We start from the raw sequence: 20021 nt of genomic DNA, 5'->3' as shown, positions 1-20021 counted from the left end.
TGTGTTATAAAACACATTGATAGGGGTTGGGACGGTTCCTTACGTATTATCTGTGTAAAACGAATTGCTGTTGATGAATAAAGACTTGCTCTTACAATATTTAAGTGGAAAACTGGACAAGCAAGCCGCCAGGGAAGTAGTTTCGTGGATGGCCCTTCCGGAGAATGAGTTATTGGTGCGCAGCTACCTCACCGAGATTTGGGAGGAGAACCGCGTAGCCATCAAAGGTCCGGCTCCCGATTTCGATTCGATGCTGCATTCCATTCACCGCCGCATCGACCTTCTCGATGAAGAAAGTTCAGAAAAGATTTCCGGGAAGCGATCGCGTTCTCAACGATTTATCAATGGCTTCCGCAAAATTGCGGCGATACTGTTCATCCCGTTACTGTTTATCACCGGATGGTGGTCCGTTCGTCAATACCAGTCTTCCCGCTCGGAGAAACTCACCTACCGGGAAATATTCACCAAACCGGGCTGCATTACGAAAGTAGAACTGGCCGACGGAACCCAGGTCTGGCTGAACGACGGAACCCGGCTTCGTTATCCGGTAAAATTTGCAAGGAAAGAGCGCAAAGTTTTCGTCGACGGTGAGGCTTACTTCAAGGTCACACACAATACTAAACGGCCGTTCATTGTCGAAAATCCGTTGATGATCACAACCGTTACCGGTACAGAGTTCAACCTGAACGCCTATTCTCAGGACAAATATTTTGAAGCAACGTTGACCCGGGGCCATATTTCGCTGACGTCGGACCACATCGACAAGGGAGTAGATATCAAACCGGGACAACAGGCGCGTCTCAACCTCGAAAACAAAACCTTTACCATCAATAAGGTCAACCCCATGCAATATGCCGCATGGCGCGATGGCAAACTAATTTTTGTGGATGAAAAACTGGGTATCGCCGTGAAAAAGCTAAGCCGGTGGTACAATGTCAATATCATACTGGCGAACGAAGCATTGAAAGAAATGCCGATTACCGCCACCTTCCAAAAAGAACAACTGATGCAAACATTGAACCTGCTGAAAAAAGCCTTGCCCATTCGCTATGAGGTTACGGCAGAAAAACAGCAGGCCGATCAAACCTATACCAGAAAACAAATTAAAATCTATGCAACACAACGGTAAATGAAAAAGGCCGGTGAAGTTGGGCAGAACCTCGCCGGCCGAAAAAACCATATTCGTAAATATAGTTTAATTAAAAGTGTTTCAAATCTATGAAAAAAGTCTCTAAACAGGCACCTCCTTTCCTCAGGGAAATGTGGGGAGCTAAAATCTTTGTCAAAATGAGAGTGACACTACTCATGGTCTTACTGGCCACATTCAGCTCATTTGCGAACAAAACAACCGCGCAAAACGCCAATTTATCGCTGAACGTCAACAATGCAACTGTCAGGAATGTCCTGAGAACGATCGAGAAGCAAACAGGCTATTCCTTCATTTACAGCAGCGAGTTAATCGATGTCAACCGAAGAGTAAGCCTGAATGAACAGGAAACCAGCCTGCAGGATGTGCTCGATGCCTTATTCGCGGGCACACCGGTCAACTACAGCATCAACGACAATCACATTGTCCTGTCGCGCACCACTGACGATGCCACGGGGAATGCTCAACCCCAGGGACACGAAGTCTCTGGTAAGGTGACAGACGGAAGCGGGGCACCTCTTCCCGGCGTAACCGTAGTAATTAAAGGTACAACCCAAGGTACCATCACCGATGCCAATGGTATTTATCACCTGACCAATGTTCCGGAAAACGTAACCCTTCTTTACTCCTTCGTGGGAATGAAGAACAAGGAAGTTGCCTACACCGGACAAAGCACCATCAATTTAAAGATGGAAGAGGAAAGCATTGGTCTTGGTGAAGTAGTAGCCGTAGGATACGGTGTACAAAAGAAAAGCGTTGTCACCGGTGCCATTGCCAGTGTGAGTTCAAGCGATATCGGCAACACTTCGGTTTCGCAGGCGCAACAGGCGCTGCAGGGAAAAACTTCCGGTGTGCAGGTTATCAACGCATCCGGAGCTCCGGGAGCTCCTATTAAAGTGAGGATTCGGGGATACTCATCAAACAACAACTCCAATCCGATCTACATCGTCGATGGTATCAAAACCACCGATATTTCGAACCTCGATCCGGATGATATCAGTTCCATGGAGGTATTGAAAGACGCGGCCTCCACTGCCATTTACGGAGCCGAAGGTGGTAATGGTGTTGTCATCATCACCACGAAAAAAGGTAAATCAGGGAAACCAACCATCACTTACGATTTCCAATACGGCATCCAAAGTGTGGGGCATACGCCGAAGCTGATGAACACTTCACAGTACAGCACCTTCATGAACGAAGCCGGATTAATTTCGAATGTCGACCAGACCTACAACACCGACTGGCTGGGCGCCATCTTCGAAACCGCTCCCATGCAGAAGCATCATATCTCCTTCTCAGGAGGAAAAGATGGTTCCACCTACATGCTGTCGATGTCGTACCTCAATCAGGATGGTATCGTGGTAGGTCCGAAGGACAAATACAAACGCTACACGGTTCGGCTGAACTCCGATCACCAGATTCTGCCCTGGATGAAAGTCGGAAATACATTCGCCTACTCCAACAGTCAACGCGCCGCCATTAACGAATCGGGTGGTGAGTTTGGTGGAGTTATCGGTAGCGCTCTGATGATTGATCCGGCTACTCCGGTAGAATATACCGGCGATGTACCCGCACACGTTCAGACTTTCATCAACAACGGAAATCCGATTCTGAAAGCTCCGGACGGAAATTACTATGGTATTTCCAAATACGTTTTCGGAGAAATTGTCAATCCATTCGTTACGCAGGCCATCACCAAAGACCAGACCCAACAGGATCAACTGCAGGGAAATGTGTATGCTGTGCTGACGCCGCTGAAGGGATTGACCATCACCTCACGGTTCAACCTGAACCTGACCTACCAGAATTATCACACCTGGAATCCGACGTATTACTATACTGCAGAGCGGAATAACAGTGCAACCAAGGTGATTGATAACAATGATCTTTGGAAAGACTGGATGTTCGAAAACTTTGCTTCGTATAACCACAAGTTCGGCGATCATGACCTGACGTTACTGTTGGGTATGTCATCCGAAAAAGCCACACACCGCATTACCAATGCACAGGGTGGTCCGATGATTATGGAAAATCCGGTGTATGCTCAGCTCGATTTCATCTCATCACAGAAAAACGACCAGGTAAACGGTCGCATTTATGACAATCGGAAAGTAAGTTACTTCAGCCGTTTGTCATACAACTATAAAGATAAATACCTCCTCGAAGGTAGTTTACGCCGCGATGGAGCCGGCCTGTCACAATTGCCTAAGAGCGGCCGCTGGGGAATCTTCCCTGCCGTTTCTGGGGGATGGGTAATTTCCAACGAAGATTTCTTCCCGAAATCTTTCGTCACCAGTGCTAAACTTCGCGCCAGCTGGGGTCAGAACGGTAGCCTCTCCAACCTGGGGAACTACAGCTATGCTTCACTCATCTCATCGACCAGTAATGGATATGCGCTGACCTATCCGATGGCCGATGGTTCATTCGGAACAGTATTCGAACCCTCACAGCTCGAAAACCCGAACCTCCGCTGGGAAACCAGTGTTCAGACAGATGTGGGTCTTGATCTTCGTGCCTTCCGCGACCGGTTGACGTTCACCATGGACTACTACAACAAGAAAACAACCGATCTCATCACACAGAATACGCCTGCACTGGAAGCCGGAAATGCAGCATCGCCCATCAACGCCGGCGACGTAACCAATAAAGGTTTTGAGTTCGAACTGGGATACCGGAGTAAGATCCATGATTTCAATTACGGTATTCACCTGAATATGTCGACGCTGAAGAACGAAGTGACCTACCTCAACCCGACACTCGACCGTCTCTACGGTGCCCAGGTGGGTCCGGGATGGACTGCCACGGCGGTTCAAAAAGGCGAGCCGCTCTGGTTCTTCTATGGTTATAAAACCAAAGGTATCGACCCGAAAACCGGCGATCCCATCTTCCTCGACAAAAGTGGTCAGCCGACCAATAATGTAACGGAAGCCGATAAACAGTACATTGGAAGTGCCATTCCGAACCTCTATTACGGTGGAAGTCTCGACGCATCGTACAAGAACTTCGATTTCAACGTGAACTTCCAGGGAACGTCCGGTAACGATGTATTGATGGGCTGGATTCGCAACGACCGTCCGACCATCAACCGCCCCGAATATTTCTTCAAAAACCGCTGGACGGCTGATAATACCACAGCGACCGAGCCACGTGCAGGAACTGATCCCAAAGCATGGAACAGTGACCTCCTGGTATTCAACGGAGCTTTCATGCGCATCAAGCAGATTCAGTTGGGATATAACCTTCCCAAATCACTGATGCAGAACTTACATATGAAATCTGCCCGGTTCTATGTATCACTCGATGATTTCTTCACTTTCACCAATTACATTGGTATGGACCCGGAAGCCGGTACCAACAACAACAATAATAACAACATTGGTATCGACCGGGGAACGTATCCTACCGCCCGTAAAGTGATGTTCGGAACCTCCATTTCATTCTAATCAACTAAAACGCAATGAACATGCAGATCAAAAAATATAAATTCAAGGTGGCGTTACTATCCGCCATTTTCTTCCTTTCGGGCTGTTCTCAATCATTCCTGGACACCACGCCCGAAGGCTCCATCCCTGTGGACAGCTTCTATAAAACCGATGCCGACGCTAAAGGCGCCGTGCTGGGTGTTTACGACATACTTCAATCGATGTACGCCTACGACTGGGACAGCATGTGGATGATGAAAACCCTGTTGTCCGACGAAATCTATACCGGTGGAGGACACCGCGGTGACCAGCCTCCCTACGAGGAAATCAATGAATTCCGCTACAGCTCCAGCAACCCGGTAATCACCTGGTTGTTCCAGATGTCCTATTGGGGCATCTACCGCGCCAACCTGGTGATTGCGAACATCAAACCCGAATCGGACGCGAAGAAACAGGCTATTGCCGAAGCGAAATCGCTGCGTGCGATGTTGTATTTCGACCTGGTTACCCTGTGGGGACAAGTACCGCTGGTAACCGAGCCGGCATCGTCACCCGACCAGTATAACCAGCCACGCGCTAAAGTAGCCGACATCTGGGCGCAGATTGAGAAGGACCTCAACGAGGCTATCCCCGATCTTCCGCTGAAAAGCCAGCAATCGGCAGCCGACAAGGTGCGCGTTTCCAAGGGAATGGCCCAGGCTATGTTGGGTAAATCGTTGCTCTACGAGAAAAAGTACGCCGATGCAGCTGCCGAGTTCCAGAAAGTCATCGATTCGGGCGAATACGGACTGATTTCTGACTATTCTCAAATTCTCCGCAAAGGACAGGAATTCGGAAAAGAGTCATTGTTCGAAATTTCGTACTCAGCTGAGAAGAACTACGACTGGGGCAACTTCCAGTGGGGCAACAACGGCCGTAACACCGAAAGTAACATCCACTGGCAGCTTTGCGGTCCGCGTGGTGACGGCTGGTTTGACGGTGGTAATACCGGCCTGGTAGCCGGATGGGGATTTGCTTATCCGCAGAAATCGCTATGGAACGCTTACACTGCAGACAACGATACGATTCGCCGGAATGCAGCCATGCTGAGTGAAGATCAGTTAATCGCTCACGGCGGAAAACTGCGGAACCCCGATCAGGGCAATTCCTATCCATGGGGTTGTGAAGGTTACATCCGCTTAAAATACGGCTCATGGGCCGATGAGTCGAATACCAGCGAAACCAGTGTGAAAGAGCTGAACTACGCCACCAACATCCGTTTGATGCGCTATGCCGACGTTCTGCTGATGGCTGCTGAAGCATACAACCGCAGTGGTCAGGATGGTAAAGCCCTTCCGCTTATCAACCAGGTACGGGCCCGCGTAAATCTCCCTGCCCTCACCTCATCGGGTGACCAGCTTTTCGCCGACATCAAGAATGAACGCCGCCTGGAACTGTCGTTCGAAGGTGTACGCTTCCAGGACCTCGTTCGCTGGGGCGACGCGAAGAACGTACTGGCTGATCAGGGTAAAATGATTCCGGAAGGAACGTTTACCAATGGTCAGGAAGATTACATGTCCATTTCAGGTGCCGGATTCAAAGACAGAAACGTGTTACTGCCGATTCCGGAGCAAGAGATTTCCGTTAACCCGCAGAGCTCACAAAACGATGGATATTAATTCAATTCCTGAAAAGGAACGATAAAAACAAACAAATCATTCATACAGTTGGGTTTTAACCCGGGGCCATCCTGCAGCTGCAGCGGTGGCCCCTTTTCTTTTGAGAAAGTTGGTTAAGAAGAAAGATTTCAGATCTTCGATTTAGAAATTTCAGGTTACAAGTGTCAGGTTAAGCTTCGTGGTTACTGTTGTTACAATCGTTTCTGTAGTTTTTATTGTTAAGAACTTATTACGAACAGTTAACCACTGGTGGTCAAGTACTATAGCTATAAAACAACAATTAAAATGGAACGGAACTTGTCAAAATGACTTTGTTTAATAAGTTTTGTTCTTTACAAACTCAATTCCATGATACGAGCTATCCGACTTCTGCTACTACTTTTCATTATGGCCGGAACTGCTTCCGCACAAACCAATGGAGCGAAACCCATTCCGCGCGATACCTCTTACACACCTTACTCAGCCTGGGTGAAAATCAAAAAACACTATCCCGATGTCACACTCGTGAAGCCGGAGTTACCTGAAGGTGTTAAACCGGAATACAATGTAGTCTATGCAACTTTGCCTAACACGCCTTATGGCGAGCGTAAACTGCATCTCAATCTGTTTCGTCCTGAGCAGCAGGGAAAATATCCGGCAGTCATCCTGGTCTTTGGCGGAGGCTGGCGTTCCGGCAGCAAGGAGGCTCAGGTTCCGATGGCTCAGCAGATCGCATCAAAGGGGTATGTTACGACAGCGGTCGGGTACCGGTTATCTCCGGAGGCACTTTATCCGGCAGCGGTATTCGACATCAAGGCGGCCATTCGCTTTTTACGTGCCAATGCAAAGAAGTATGACATTGATCCCAACCGAATCGCTATTTCCGGAAGCTCCGCAGGCGGTCAGCTGGCTGCGTTGGTCGGTATGACCGGCGATATGAAGAAGTTTGAAGGCAATGAGGGAAACAACCAGGTTTCGTCGAAAGTACAGGCCATTATCGACATGGATGGCATCCTCGATTTCACCACGCCGGCAGAAAGTGCAAAGGATCAAATTCCCGGCAAACGCTCGGCAGGCGCTTACTGGTTGGGTGCCACGCTGAAAGAGAATCGGGCCAAATGGGTGGAAGCGTCTCCTATGATTTACGCCGGGAAGGATACACCGCCCATGCTGTTCATCAACAGTGCTCAGCCCCGTTTCCATGCCGGGCGTGACAGTGTCATTTCAGTCCTCGACAAGTACCATATTTACAACAACGTACATACTATTCCCAACAGTGTACATTCCTTTTGGCAGGTACATCCCTGGTTCGACCAAACCGTGAAGTATATGGTCACCTTCCTGGACAAGACATTGAAGAAACACTGAGTTCCCGGGAAGCCTGATACTTGGATGCCTGAAAAATAATTATGCAAAATGAACGCGAAATCCTATCTTTATTCATGGTAAACGGATAAGGAAAGAACCGATGAACTTTGTACCCAACATTCCCGATGAAATTATCCACTTCCTGCTGGTTTTGGTTTTCTCGCTACTGATCGGCCTCGAACAGCGCCGTCATCACTCCTCCAAAGAGGCCGCCGAACTCTTCGGTACCGACCGAACTTTTACCTTTATCGGGCTGCTCGGCTACCTGCTCATTGTCGTCAACGAGAAATCGTTCGTTCCCTTTCTCACAGGCTTTATCATCCTGGGTCTGCTCCTCGGCATTCACTATTATCTGAAGATAAAAGAACAGCAAAAATACGGGCTCACCAGCATCATCTTGGCACTACTCACCTACTCCATTCCGTTGCTTATCATGACGCAGCCCATCTGGCTGACGCTGTCGTTTGTGGTAGCCATCCTGGTCATTACCGAAATGAAGGACGAGTTCGTCACCATCATGCAAAAGGTATCGCAGGACGAATTTATAACACTTGCTAAGTTTATCGCTTTCGCGGGAATCATTCTTCCCTTGCTGCCGCATGAAAATATCTCCGATTCCATTCCCGTTTCGCCATATCATATCTGGCTCGCCATCGTAGTGGTTTCGGGCATCTCCTATGCCAGCTACCTGTTGAAGAAACTGGTATTCCCCAAATCGAGTCTGACGATTACCGGTATCCTGGGTGGACTGTACAGCTCAACTGCTACTACCGTGATCCTGGCCAGGAAAGAAAAGAGTGAAAGTCTGGGCGCCGAAGCCGTCTCGGCTATTATGATGGCCAACGGCATGATGTACCTGCGCATTCTCCTGCTGGCATTCCTGTTCAACACCGCCGTGGCCCTCCGGCTGGTGATACCGTTCCTCCTGTTGTTCGTGGTTTCAATGGTGCTCTCGCGCACCGCTTTGATGAAAGCTGAAAAACAGGAAATAACCGGCAAACAGGTAGAGAGTACCAGCCGGAACCCGCTCGAATTCAGGACCGCCCTGGTCTTCGGACTCCTGTTCGTATTGTTCGGACTCATTACCCATTACGTTTCGCAGGCTTACGGAAGTGCAGGTGTAACGACCCTGGCCTTTGTGGTGGGGGTCACCGATATCGACCCGTTCCTGATGAACCTGTTGCAGCAAAAGAGCACCCTCGATGTGTTTGTCGTGGCGCTGGCCATCCTGAATGCCACCAACAGCAACAACCTACTAAAAATGATGTATGCACTATCACTGAGTAGCAAAACGGTGAAAAGACGCATGAGCCTGCATTTTGGCATCCTCCTGGCAGCTGGTATTCTCTGCTCCGTCTGGTTTTACGTGATAAAATAAGAAGGGCTTCGGTGTAAGTGAAGGCCGGTTTTCCACCGGTTGAGTCCGTCCGGAGCTTCTTTTATCTTCATTCCGACAGGGGGCTGCCATGCCGCAACAAAAAGACCTGTCAGGTTAGAGTTAGCTGCAGTTTTTTACAAAAATTCTTTCCACTTGGATTCGTACACTACCCGTGAACCATCATCCGTGGTATGTTCTTCCAGGGAATTCATTTTGGACTGGACGCAGATATACACCATATCCTCATCCGACGTGTTACATAAACTTCTCACTCCCTCCGGCGCAACTCTTATTACACTACCTTCTTTAATGGGAAAACAATCATTGTTAACCTGATAAAAACCACTTCCTTTAATGATGACATACGTTTCTTCATCTTTGTTGTGAATATGGAAATATCCCAACTCGGTTTTAGGTGGCAAGGAAGTAAAGGATATTTCTGTTCCGGTGGCTTTTGTCAGTTCTTTTAAGAATACCTTTCCTTTAACCTCTTTCCCCGATTTAGGATGAATTAACGAATGATTTTTTATATCGTCCATACTGCCCAGGTTAACAGCTGTGTAATCTTTGTTTTCTGCAATCTTCTCCGATCGTTTCATTTCTTTTTTTCTTAAAGCTCTTGTTGATTTAATTCTTTTGTGTTCAAATTCTTCTTTTTCTTCAGCGTTCTACCCATTAACAATCACCACCAGTGTCGACGGTTCCGATTCAACTTGCATTAATTGATGAGTTATATGAGCAGCGACAGTCCCGAAGTATTGGGAATATTTATCGCAATCCCCGACCTATGTTCTGGCCACAGTGTAATTCAGTTCAGTTACTCCGCTGGTAAATGGCCGGGTAGTCACCAGGTTTAGTTTTGTTCTGTCTTTGATACCTGCAAACAACGGAATGCCACGCCCAAGGATAATCGGGTTAACAAACAGCCAGTAGCCGTCAATTAAGTCCAGTTGAATAAGTGAATGAGTGGCTGTTGGGCTGCCAAAAAGCAAAATCTCTTTACTCCCGCCATCGTGCGATTGTTTTATTTCATTTATCCTGGCCGTAAGGTTATCGCTAATGATGGTTGTGTCAGGCAAATCTGCATCTTTCATTGACTTCGATAAAACAATCTTATGTACTTGATTATACCACTTTGAATGTTCCACGTCGTGTTTGGAAGCTGTCGGCTTATCACCTGCTGTAGGCCAGTAATCTTCCATCATCTGGTACGTTACCCGCCCGTATAATGCTGTGTCGCCTTCGCTTATCCGCTCACCGACGTAATCAAAAATTTCTTCATCAACGTTAATCCAGTCCATTTCTCCGTTCGGCCCTGCCACAAAACCGTCAAGCGATATGTGCATAAACGAAATTATTTTTCTCATCGGATTCTGTTTTTTTTATGGTAGTTATAATTGGGTGCTGCCTTTTTACAACGACCGTTAACTGGTTTGCAAGTCCATTGTTTTTATCATTGCGGGCAAACACTCCGGTATTTTATATGGAAAAAAAACCCTGACAGGTTTCCGAAACCTGTCAGGTTGAAAATCATCCCGGGATGGTTCGATTGAAAGCAAACGAAATAGTTCCTCAACCTAGTCTTCTATTGCCTCAATACCTTGTTCTTTTGCTTTGGCTACTCCATCTTTCATTGTTTTCACTTGTTCCGGTGAGTGCCCCTGCCAAACAGCAAGCTCACCAACCACCTTAAACGGATGTTTTGACCGGTACGACATGGTTGGATTACCCGGAAACTTTTTATCCGTTAAATTAGGATCGTCCTCAATCGGACCGGTTGGCTCAACTAAATAAATTCGTTCACGAGCTCCATTTAAAGCAAGTTCGGCTCCCCAGACAGCTGCATCCAGGGTCGCTGTCAAATAGATATATTTCGCCTCTTTCCTTTGTCCAAAGTTCGAGTTCAGACCAATTTCAATGAAGTCACCCATCTTCAGGTCAGCCTTGGTACCGTGAAAGAACGTTTGAGAAAAAGGACTGGCCCCGGCTTCATTCGATTTGTTTTCACTTTTGCTTTTTTCCATGGTGTAAACTTTTATGTAAACGCTTTTTCGTAAATGAAGAGCTGTTGGTTACATTAATCGCCAGTGGTTGGCGGTTCTTTTTTGTCAAGAAAATTCTCAATCAACGGAACGGCAACAAAATCACTTTCTTTATAACCGGGTTTTAAGGTTGTTATCTCTCCAATATATTCACCATGCCCGCCAGGAATGATTGCCAGTTCCGAGTTGGCAATTAGTCTGTGCATCCCGATAGCATGCTCCGGTGTAATCAGATCTCTGTCACCAATTATAATTAATGTCGGGGCTTTAATTGCCTTTAGCTGTTCGTCCGGGATATTTTTGAAATCCAACATTCTTTTCACGTCTTTGTCATGCATAACCCGCAAGCCGGCCGTGTCCAGTGAAACTTTTAGGTAAGCTTCTTTTAGCTGATCCGGCATATTCTCCAAACGTTGTTTTTTCATGAAACCCCAAAACCACGATGGAACACCATTGCGTTTGCATAGTGCGGAAGCTGCAATGATTTTGTTGACGATTTCCGGATGCCGAATAGCGATTTGCAACGCCGTAGTACCACCATTGCTGAATCCGAAGAAGTCTGCTTTATCAACATGCAAATTGCCAAGAAGTGTTACCACATCATCTGCATCCCGCTGAAAGGAGAGATCCGTATTTCTGTCACTGGTCCTGCCGTGGGCCTGTAATTCGACGGCAATCAGTTTCCGGTGCCTGGCAAACATGGGTATCACTCTTCCGATTGTGGATTGGATGGTAGAACCGCCACCATGAATTAATACCAGCGGTTTTCCGGGGTGTTCTGCACCATAAATCTCATAATACATTTTAAGCCCGTTCACATTGGAATAACCGCTTTTAGAGCGCAGGCTGTCGGTTGTCACAGCTACCGTATCTTTCTCAGACCGACTTTGCTTATAGTTTCCGCAAGAAATAAGAACCAGGGAAACCAGTACAATGAGAAGAAGTACCTTTTTCATAAAATTTCATTGAGTCAGTTATACATTTGAACCCGGCGCGGGATCGTGCCGGATTCGTTTATTGAGTCAGGGTATTTATATAAGCTGCCAGTCTTTCGATGTTTTGTTTAAGACCTTCATCGGCTTTAAAGGTGTCGACGGCCAGTTTAAAGTCGGCAACCGTCTCAAATGTGTTCTGCCACTCCATGCGGGTCTGTTCGCCCTCGTCAAACAACCTGATTGAAATGGTGAATTTCGGATCGGCCAGGTGGTCCATCACGATTTTTTTGAGCGGTACGATTTCGCGGTAGATAAACACATTCTCATAATCGGTACCATCGGGGCCATGCATGGTAAATTCCCATTTGCCACCTTCGCTAACTTCCATGATGCGAATCGTATTAGTAAATCCGTCCGGCCCCCACCAGTCCTTGATGTAATCTGCGGTGGTCAGTACCTGCCATAGCAGGTTAATCGGTGCATTGAACATCCTCGTCACACTCAGTGACCTTTGGCTTAAATCTTCCATCATTCTCAGTTTTACTTGTTTTTTAATTCATCAAGGAGGTTATCCAGTTTTCTGAACTGACTTTCCAGTAATTCCTTGAAGGGTTCCATCCATTCATTTACTCTGTTTAGTTCTGTGACTTCAAGCTGGCACAGACGCTCACGTCCTTGCCGGCTTACTTTTATCACTCCACACTCCTGCAGGTATTTCACATGCAACGAAACAGCCTGCCGGGTCATATCGAATTGCTCCGCAAGCGAGTTAACATTTTGTTCTTTTTCCCGCAGCGACATCAAGATGGCTCTGCGGGTAGGGTCTGCTATGGCTTGAAATGCGTCTCTTTTCATTTTATGCAAGGTTTTGCTTGCAAATATATGTGCAAGTTTTTGCTTGCGCAAGTGATTTCCCATTTTTTAATGAAGATTTATGGTGGAAGAAGGCAACATGTACCGTTGTAGTTTCCACGATACCAACAGTTTCCTATACCACCGTCAGGGTTGGGCAACCACTGACGGGGAAAGGAGCTGCTACCCTGTTGGTGGTCAAAGACCCCGACAGTGGCCTGCAATACTGCAACAAAAAACCAGACAGGTTTGCACGCTGACAGGTCTGCGGGATATTCTTATGCCACCGTTAGGGTTTACAACCACTGACGGGGAATAGGCCGCTACCCTGTCGGTGGTCGGAGAACCCCGACAGTGGTCTGTGATGCTGCAACAAAAAACCTGACAGGTTTCAGAAACCTGTCAGGTTTTTTGCACTGCATTCTTTATTTTCATCGATATTTCTTCCAACTTTTCATCGGTCTCATCTATCTCCATCGATTGGGCCAAATATCCTTTAATTGATTTTTTAATTTCCTCAATTCCACCATTTCTCATCAATACTGAATAGGCCAGAAAGTTTATTTCATCGTATTCATCATCCACCACATCTGCGACTCCCAACGGGTCCCATTCATTCAAAATCTCCCTTATCTTTTTAAAGTCCTTTTTCCACTTTGGGTGTAATTCAGCGTCTCTCTTGTCCTTTAAAATTCGTCGTGATGGTCTTAATTCGGATTCATTTTGTCCTGACACCTCTTTGAGTTTGTATTCTCCTGTCTCCAAATATTCTCTCCAAAGCTTCAAATTATCTATTGTCAAATCGAAATTTAGGTCAGGATTGTCCCAATCATAAGTTGTAGTTGAAACAATGTCTCCATTCCCGGTTTCACTGTCCCAGGTAAAATACTCTGAAGCAAGAAGTGCAAAAGCTACCGTATTTAAGTCACCCGGTGTCAAGTGTCCTTTTATAGTGTCATTACATAGTTTAAGCAGATGCTTTCTGGTTACTTGATATTCTCCTTCCTCCTTTATTTGGTCAACGCAGACAGACGACGTGTCATACCCAGTCTTTTGTTGACTGTCTTTTAAATCAGTAGCCAAAGTGTCAACTGTTACTTTCTCATCGAAATAGTCTTTTAGTGTCTGCTCTTTCATATTACATATATTGAAACAACCCAATTGCTAAGCCGTTAGGGTCTTCAATCTTGAATGAGCGATGACCGTAGGAAGTGTCGGAAATCGGTTGTTTGATTTGAATACCCTGAGCTACTGCTTTGCGATACCAAGCATCTACATCATCAACCTCCATATAAAGGCCGGCTCCATGAAATGAAGGTGCTTCTCCGCTTTCTTCAACTTCTATCAGGAATTCGCTTTTGGGAAATTTGAATATGGTCCCTTTGTTGCCATGCCCCCGATCCCAGGACCTCACTTCTTCAAGCTGCATAACACTTTTGTAGAAATTGACTGTATCAGCATATCGATTCGTAAAATAGTAGAATCGAAATTCGTTGGAGTCGGTAAGTCTGTGTTGTGGCATTTATTCAATCTTTTATTAAAAATTTCTGTAACTCGTGTTTATTTGCATTTTCTCAAATTAGGGCTCCCGGTTATACAGTAAAACCAGCTGATGCTGTTTTATTCTTTTAGTTAGCATTTCAGTTTTTACAAATTCTCTATTACTTTCAATATATTATGAATTTTGATTTCATTTTTCTGCTCTACAACTTCCATAGCAGAAAATATTTCCTTAAATGTTTTCAGTTGGTACCATTCGCCACTTATTATTTTGTCTTTAAATAATTCATGGAATAACCGTTCAACTTTTCGAGGGTTTTCACATTCAATGAAGTACCACAAATCAATTACAAACGGATTAGCTGTCTTTATTTCTTTTAGTCTTCTCGATATTTTTCGTGTAATACCAATCTTAAATTTACTGGTATCTCTCATGTTTATAAAATAAACACCTTGCTTTTTGTCTAAATGTTTAATTGTCAAGGCCAGGGTCGAACCTCCTTCCTTAAACAATCTGCCATGCCCTCTTACAATTCTGGGCGAAATATCATCAATGAATTCAAATCCTAGATCAACAAGCAACTCGTGTGATGGCCAATAACCACCATTTATTGCATCGTATTCTGCTTTGTGTTTTTTCTCAATATTATCAGGTATTTCACAAACAAATTCGGCCTTTGCATCCCCCTCATCAAATCCCTCAAAACCTTCATGGCAATCGCATGCTATTTCTTTGGTTGGAGCAACTATGAACCAATCTTCAAAACTGCCTTTTGTTTTTACCCAATACAAATTCATGACGTATTATTCTACTTTGTCGATTGCTTTCAACGTCTCATTTATTTCCTTCAAATAGTATGGGATCTGCCCTATATAGCTCTCAGGTGGATTTGAATAGTTTTGTCCATAGATTTGCTTAAATGGAAGTTCGAAAATCTCTTTAAACTTTCTATCATCAGAGCTTTTATAACTGAATTCCAATCGAACAAAACCATCTTGGTCTTTTTTATATATTTCTGTTAATCTTCCAAGATAAAACTTCAACTCGTATTGAGGAGGAAAGGTGTTAAATCCATTTTTAATTACACCTATTTCAGATAACAACAGATGGCTTTTACCTAATCGTTCATAGTCTTGTAATGCTTTTATGCTTAAATCCTTCGCAACACCCTCTCCAATATTCTTAATGCATAGTTTAAGTATACTATGGTTTTCTGTAGTTTTAAGATATGCAACCATCATTGGAGTCAGTTTTTGCTTTCTTGATGCTCTACTCTCAATCCAAAGCATTAAACTTGTTGCTGTGTATATCACCGTGCTTGCAGCGATAACAGTTGATAAGATTATTTCAACAGCCATAGTTTCAATATCGTATTATCTACTAACATTTGGGTATGAAACGTAAGACTTTTCGAATTGCGTTTCTTTCTGGCAGGACAAAAAGTTGAAAAAAATTCGCACTCCAAACTACGCTCTGCCGTACCAGTTTTTGCGTTTTTATTTTATAAACTTAATAATCAGTCTTCCTATTGAATTGACGCAATCTCGGGCAAATTCAGCCAACCACTTTTCAGACTCTCCATCAAAGTGAGAGTCGCTAAAACTATTTCTAGCATTCGAAATTGCGTTTGTGATTGTCGGTATCAGATTAATTACTTGCTCCGGATATTCAATTTGGTTTGCTATGAAATGACTTCTCAAATAATCGCGAACAGCTGTTGCCATCTGATTAATCTTATCCAGATGTTTTTTATCAGGTACTTTTTCTGAAATAAATGCTTTATATAATCCTTCAAGGCAATAATAAGCATAGGTAACAGTCATATTATACTCTTTTCGCTTTATGGATGAATCCATTTTATCTAGAGCAGTTTCCAATTTATCAGCATTCCATATATTTTCAGGAATTTCTGATTTTGGAACAGGTTTGGAAAAATGGTTACCTAGTTTTGTTATATTTTCGACAACTTCCGATGGAGCTGAAAGCAATTCCAAATCCTCAATAATGTCCTTTACTTTTAAATCTTCTTTACTCCAATCGGCATATGCAACTAACAAGTCATTTGAGAAATAGAAAAAATTTGTTGAATCATTTTTATACAAATGATTCATTATTAAAGTTAATGCATCCAGAGAGTCAGAGTGATCATGATCAAATCCAGCTATAAAATATGTACGATTCTTTTGAATAAAAGTAAACGCATTTCTCCATGACTCTTCTAACCCTGCTTTTATGCAGTAACGCTTAAACGAATTTGATTTTAAAAAATCTCCCATCTTCAGACTTTTTAAATCATTAATAAGCGGTTCAATTCTCGGTAGTGGCTCTGTTTGCATTTTTCAATTTAAATGATTTCACACTCTCCATTATTACACACAACTACTGCTCGCCAACAATGTATTATTTTTCTTCTACAAAATAATGGAATGTAATTCTCTAGGAAATGTGGGTTTGTTTTCACCTAGTCCATAATTCAGTCATCCCAAGTTAACAAAACATTTCCAATCAAACACTTCGGGGTGCGTTCCTTTTCAACCTGACAGGTTAGGATGCCTTTTTAATGTCCCAATCACCACCGTCAGTGGTTGTAAACCCTGACGGGGAATAGGCCACGACCCTGTCGGTGGTCGGAGAACCCCGACAGTGGTCTGCCATGTTGCAACAATAACCCTGACAGGGTTTCGAACCCTGTCAGGGTAGTCAGCATTTTTCATTTCCCCGCCGGTGGTACCAGGCCGGCGGGAAAAGAGAGTTTAAAGGTCGTCAGACGGTTCGTCCGAGTCGCCCGTAGCACCGCTTGTGCTGGTCAGGGTATACTTGGCCAGGCGGGCCGGGTCGTTGCGATAGATGATTTGCGCGGCCTCGCTAAGGGGAACCAGCAACTGGTACACCTCGTTCAGGCGTCTCACCCGTTCCTGGGTCAATACGCCCCGCTCCTTCTTGAACTTCTCCTGCCCAATATTCGAGTCGCGCAGTTCGGTGGCTACCTCTGAGACGGTTGTAATCACATCTTCGCCGCAACCTGCGGCCACCAGCTCATCGTGATGGGCAGTGGCCTGGTCGCCCAGCGTTTCCATGAACAATACCATTTTCGCCTGGCTGTCGCGCGCCTTCTTGTAGTCGTTCAAACCAAACTGGTTCTGAACCGCCACATTTCCCTTAAACGCCTTGCGGACAAAGTAGGCCAGGTTGGAGTAGGCATCGCTGCTCTTTTTCATGGCAGCATCCACCTTCTGGGTCCATTCGCTCATCTCGTCGATGACCACATCATCCGGCTTGATTTCCTTCACCCGACCAACAGCTCCCTGAACCGTGGTCACATAATCAGCCGTCAGCGTTGAATCAAAGGCTGTAAAATCAGCGATATCATCATTCAACGACGCAGCTATCACGTCAGCTGTTTCCAGCATTTCTGCATCCGATGTCGAATACATTCGATTATTAATTCCCATTTTACTTACTTTTAAATTTCTATTTCAATTAACGATGGGGGTAAGCGGATGTAGCAGGTGTTGACCTGTCAAAGTAGCACCATTTCATCCACTTCCCCCGTTTTTATATTCAGCATCCACGCCCACGTCATGGCGGATGCCGACCACCCCCCAGCGAACAGTCCCCACTACTCAGCGAAGTCTGCCCACCACATAGCGAACGATCCCCACTACTCAGCGAAGTCTGCCCACCACTTAGCGAACGATCCCCACCACTCAGCGAAGTCCGCCCACCACTTAGCGAACAATCCTCACCACTCAGCGGGGTCTCAGCACCAGTGGTTACACCCGGGTGTGGCCCGGCCACCAACGCCATGGTACCGGTTGGCGTTATGGAAGTGGTGTGGTTCAATGTTTTTGGTTGTTTTGGTTTAATTCTTCTTTGTTTCCGACGCTGTCAGGTGCTTCGCACGCTGACAGGTCTGTGTTCTATTCTTTGACCACCGTCAGGGTCTTCGACCACTGACGGGGTGGGTTGCGAATCCCTGTCGGTGGTCGTAGACCCCGACAGTGGTCTGCTCCTCTATCCATTTATCTTCAACCATTGTTCAATCTTTTCCCGGTCGATGCTGCGCCGATGCATGGCGATGAAGTTGGCGCGGTCGTCGAACCACCCCACCACTGCTTCACGATGTAACCGGGTCGGCTTTACCGACACACATGCGGCGTAAGAGCTCCAGGGATAACCCAATGGGTGATCGCAGAAGGAATGGTTTACCCCGTCAAATAAGATTTGAACTCTCATCGTGCCAATGTTTTAATCTATTTTTTAGATACATTTTACCATAGTGAGTTTTCAAATACTTTTCCCTGTGTGTCGCATCCTGTTGATTTAAGCAGCCTTCAAAATAGATTAAAACCAAGGGCCGTCTGTTTTTCGTTGACTCTACCTTACCCTTGGTGTGTTGTTCAAATCTTAATTTTAAATTTTGGGTATATCCGGTATAGTTCATACCATCTTTTAAACTTCGTAATACATAGACATAATAGAGAGTTTCCATCGTGAAAAATTTAAAATGATTTGACAGGGTAAATCACCACTTGCCGCAGGTAGTGTTCGTCAGTTATCAACTTCCGTTTGAAAGGACGTTCGAACAGCGCTCCGTGGCGGGCGTGACGTTTGTTGAAGGCCTTTGTGTATGCGTTGAATAAATGAGCGAAATGACGTTTCGGGTCAGGAGTCCTGACGCTGTCAGGTGTTTCACACGCTGACAGGTCAATCGTTTCCCACTTCATATTGTCAAACCTGACAGCGTCGTTAGACCTGTCAGCGTTAGAATACCGATAAGCTACATTCTCCTTTATCCGCACCAACAAATGAAAATGGTTCGGCATTAACACCCACGCATACGTATCGGCAATGGGATGAATGTATTTATCGTACAACCGCAAAAAATGGAGATAATTATCTTCTTCCGTAAACAGATTTTCTCCGTTGATGCCGCGGTTGTAGATGTGATAAAAACGGTCGGAGATGATGGGTTCGATTTTTTGCATTGCTCATTTATTTTTCCGACGCTGTCAGGTGCTTTGCACGCTGACAGGTCTACGGTTGTTTTAACCTGACAGCGTCGTCAGACCTGTCAGCGTTAAGGGTTAGACTTTACCCCAAATACTTACCGCTCACCCATCCTTCGACGTGGATGCGGGACCAGCCGTCGCGGTGTTCGATGGTTTCGACGCCGGTGTTTTCGAACAACACCCCCATCCGGTTACCGCCCGGCGAGGTGCGGAAGTTGAGCTGGTCGGCCACCACCGTTTGGTCCGCTTCTGCGGGTTCGGACTTGCCGTTCAGGCTGTCCCGGTAGGCTATCCACACCTCCTCGCCCAGCTCCAGCACGTTGGCTATCATCGGGTAGATGCGTTGATAGGCTTTCCGGCTTTCGCCAATAAAACCATCCCGCTCAATGTTCACCTGCGAGGTATCGCCCACCAACAGGCAACCGTCGGTGTCGTCATCGGTATTCCCGGTATGAATAAGAATACCTTCGAAGCCAGGCACACCCACGATGTGCAACATTCCCTTGTGGAAATCGGCACCATACCGTTCCAGGTACTTCGTATGCAGACGGCCCTGTTCGTATAACTCCACGCGGTAGCGTCCGGCCGGAATGCCGGTTTTACCGTTCACCTTGGTTGACCGTGGTCGGTCTTCGAGGGTATAACAGGCAAAAGTGCCGTTGATGAGCAGCATCCCCAGCGCCGATTCGCCGGAGGTACTGTACCGTATCACTTGCAGTTCCATGGG

At 45.8% G+C, this 20021-nt stretch carries 22 protein-coding genes; 5 read left to right on the top strand and 17 right to left on the bottom strand.

The features are described from left to right. The first annotated feature begins 73 nt into the window (after positions 1–73). From GJU87_RS03190 to GJU87_RS03170, 5 genes are all read left to right on the top strand, one after another. On the top strand, positions 74–1129 hold the full coding sequence (locus tag GJU87_RS03190; protein ID WP_153638173.1) for a FecR family protein: 1056 nt from the start codon (positions 74–76) through the stop codon (positions 1127–1129). 89 nt (positions 1130–1218) lie between these two features. Beyond that, positions 1219–4590: a TonB-dependent receptor gene (locus GJU87_RS03185; RefSeq protein ID WP_228491842.1), complete on the top strand. Its 3372-nt coding sequence runs from the start codon at positions 1219–1221 to the stop codon at positions 4588–4590. A 20-nt stretch (positions 4591–4610) separates the two neighbouring features. Further along, complete coding sequence (locus tag GJU87_RS03180; protein ID WP_153638172.1) at positions 4611–6227, top strand: RagB/SusD family nutrient uptake outer membrane protein; 1617 nt, start codon at positions 4611–4613, stop codon at positions 6225–6227. Positions 6228–6575: 348 nt separating this feature from the next. Then, positions 6576–7574 carry an alpha/beta hydrolase gene (locus GJU87_RS03175; protein WP_228491841.1) on the top strand — a complete coding sequence of 333 codons (999 nt, stop codon included), beginning with the start codon at positions 6576–6578 and terminating at the stop codon, positions 7572–7574. A gap of 100 nt (positions 7575–7674) precedes the next feature. Continuing rightward, the gene (locus GJU87_RS03170; protein ID WP_153638171.1) at positions 7675–8952 is read left to right on the top strand and encodes an MgtC/SapB family protein; all 1278 of its coding nucleotides are present in this window, start codon (positions 7675–7677) and stop codon (positions 8950–8952) included. Positions 8953–9086: 134 nt separating this feature from the next. Here GJU87_RS03170 and GJU87_RS03165 read toward each other — a convergent pair whose 3' ends face one another. From GJU87_RS03165 to GJU87_RS03085, 17 genes are all read right to left on the bottom strand, one after another. Then, positions 9087–9551 carry a cupin domain-containing protein gene (locus GJU87_RS03165; RefSeq protein WP_153638170.1) on the bottom strand — a complete coding sequence of 155 codons (465 nt, stop codon included), beginning with the start codon at positions 9549–9551 and terminating at the stop codon, positions 9087–9089. Positions 9552–9737: 186 nt separating this feature from the next. After that, positions 9738–10319 carry a dihydrofolate reductase family protein gene (locus GJU87_RS03160; RefSeq protein WP_153638169.1) on the bottom strand — a complete coding sequence of 194 codons (582 nt, stop codon included), beginning with the start codon at positions 10317–10319 and terminating at the stop codon, positions 9738–9740. 210 nt (positions 10320–10529) lie between these two features. Continuing rightward, entirely contained in the window at positions 10530–10976 is a 447-nt protein-coding gene (gene arr, locus GJU87_RS03155) for an NAD(+)--rifampin ADP-ribosyltransferase (RefSeq protein ID WP_153638168.1), read from the bottom strand. A 53-nt stretch (positions 10977–11029) separates the two neighbouring features. Continuing rightward, complete coding sequence (locus GJU87_RS03150) at positions 11030–11950, bottom strand: alpha/beta fold hydrolase (protein WP_153638167.1); 921 nt, start codon at positions 11948–11950, stop codon at positions 11030–11032. A 58-nt stretch (positions 11951–12008) separates the two neighbouring features. Beyond that, entirely contained in the window at positions 12009–12461 is a 453-nt protein-coding gene (locus tag GJU87_RS03145) for an SRPBCC domain-containing protein (RefSeq protein WP_153638166.1), read from the bottom strand. Positions 12462–12469: 8 nt separating this feature from the next. Continuing rightward, positions 12470–12847 carry a helix-turn-helix transcriptional regulator gene (locus GJU87_RS03140; protein WP_228491840.1) on the bottom strand — a complete coding sequence of 126 codons (378 nt, stop codon included), beginning with the start codon at positions 12845–12847 and terminating at the stop codon, positions 12470–12472. A gap of 336 nt (positions 12848–13183) precedes the next feature. Further along, the gene (locus tag GJU87_RS03135) at positions 13184–13918 is read right to left on the bottom strand and encodes a hypothetical protein (protein ID WP_153638165.1); all 735 of its coding nucleotides are present in this window, start codon (positions 13916–13918) and stop codon (positions 13184–13186) included. Between the two features lies 1 nt (position 13919). Then, positions 13920–14303: a glyoxalase/bleomycin resistance/extradiol dioxygenase family protein gene (locus GJU87_RS03130; protein WP_153638164.1), complete on the bottom strand. Its 384-nt coding sequence runs from the start codon at positions 14301–14303 to the stop codon at positions 13920–13922. A 125-nt stretch (positions 14304–14428) separates the two neighbouring features. Beyond that, the gene (locus GJU87_RS03125; RefSeq protein WP_153638163.1) at positions 14429–15079 is read right to left on the bottom strand and encodes a GIY-YIG nuclease family protein; all 651 of its coding nucleotides are present in this window, start codon (positions 15077–15079) and stop codon (positions 14429–14431) included. Positions 15080–15085: 6 nt separating this feature from the next. After that, positions 15086–15640 (bottom strand): hypothetical protein, encoded by a 555-nt coding sequence (locus tag GJU87_RS03120; RefSeq protein ID WP_153638162.1) that lies wholly within the window; start codon positions 15638–15640, stop codon positions 15086–15088. A 138-nt stretch (positions 15641–15778) separates the two neighbouring features. Continuing rightward, positions 15779–16558 (bottom strand): hypothetical protein, encoded by a 780-nt coding sequence (locus GJU87_RS03115; RefSeq protein WP_153638161.1) that lies wholly within the window; start codon positions 16556–16558, stop codon positions 15779–15781. Between the two features lie 477 nt (positions 16559–17035). Next, positions 17036–17734: a hypothetical protein gene (locus tag GJU87_RS03110; protein WP_153638160.1), complete on the bottom strand. Its 699-nt coding sequence runs from the start codon at positions 17732–17734 to the stop codon at positions 17036–17038. A 127-nt stretch (positions 17735–17861) separates the two neighbouring features. Beyond that, a complete protein-coding gene (locus GJU87_RS03105; RefSeq protein WP_153638159.1) occupies positions 17862–18125 on the bottom strand; it encodes a hypothetical protein in 264 nt (87 codons plus the stop codon). A gap of 171 nt (positions 18126–18296) precedes the next feature. Beyond that, positions 18297–18518: a hypothetical protein gene (locus GJU87_RS03100; RefSeq protein WP_153638158.1), complete on the bottom strand. Its 222-nt coding sequence runs from the start codon at positions 18516–18518 to the stop codon at positions 18297–18299. Continuing rightward, positions 18496–18774, bottom strand: a complete 279-nt coding sequence (locus tag GJU87_RS21745) for a GIY-YIG nuclease family protein (protein WP_153638157.1) — start codon at positions 18772–18774, stop codon at positions 18496–18498. The genes GJU87_RS03100 and GJU87_RS21745 overlap by 23 nt, the downstream gene beginning before the upstream one ends. A gap of 10 nt (positions 18775–18784) precedes the next feature. Further along, positions 18785–19270, bottom strand: a complete 486-nt coding sequence (locus tag GJU87_RS03090; RefSeq protein ID WP_153638156.1) for a hypothetical protein — start codon at positions 19268–19270, stop codon at positions 18785–18787. A gap of 106 nt (positions 19271–19376) precedes the next feature. Further along, on the bottom strand, positions 19377–20006 hold the full coding sequence (locus GJU87_RS03085; protein WP_153638155.1) for a DUF5675 family protein: 630 nt from the start codon (positions 20004–20006) through the stop codon (positions 19377–19379). Positions 20007–20021 lie beyond the last annotated feature (15 nt).

Origin of the sequence: Prolixibacter sp. NT017 (genome assembly GCF_009617875.1) — a bacterium.
Classification (GTDB): Bacteria; Bacteroidota; Bacteroidia; order Bacteroidales; family Prolixibacteraceae; genus Prolixibacter.
This window is presented reverse-complemented; position numbering and strand designations above follow the sequence as displayed.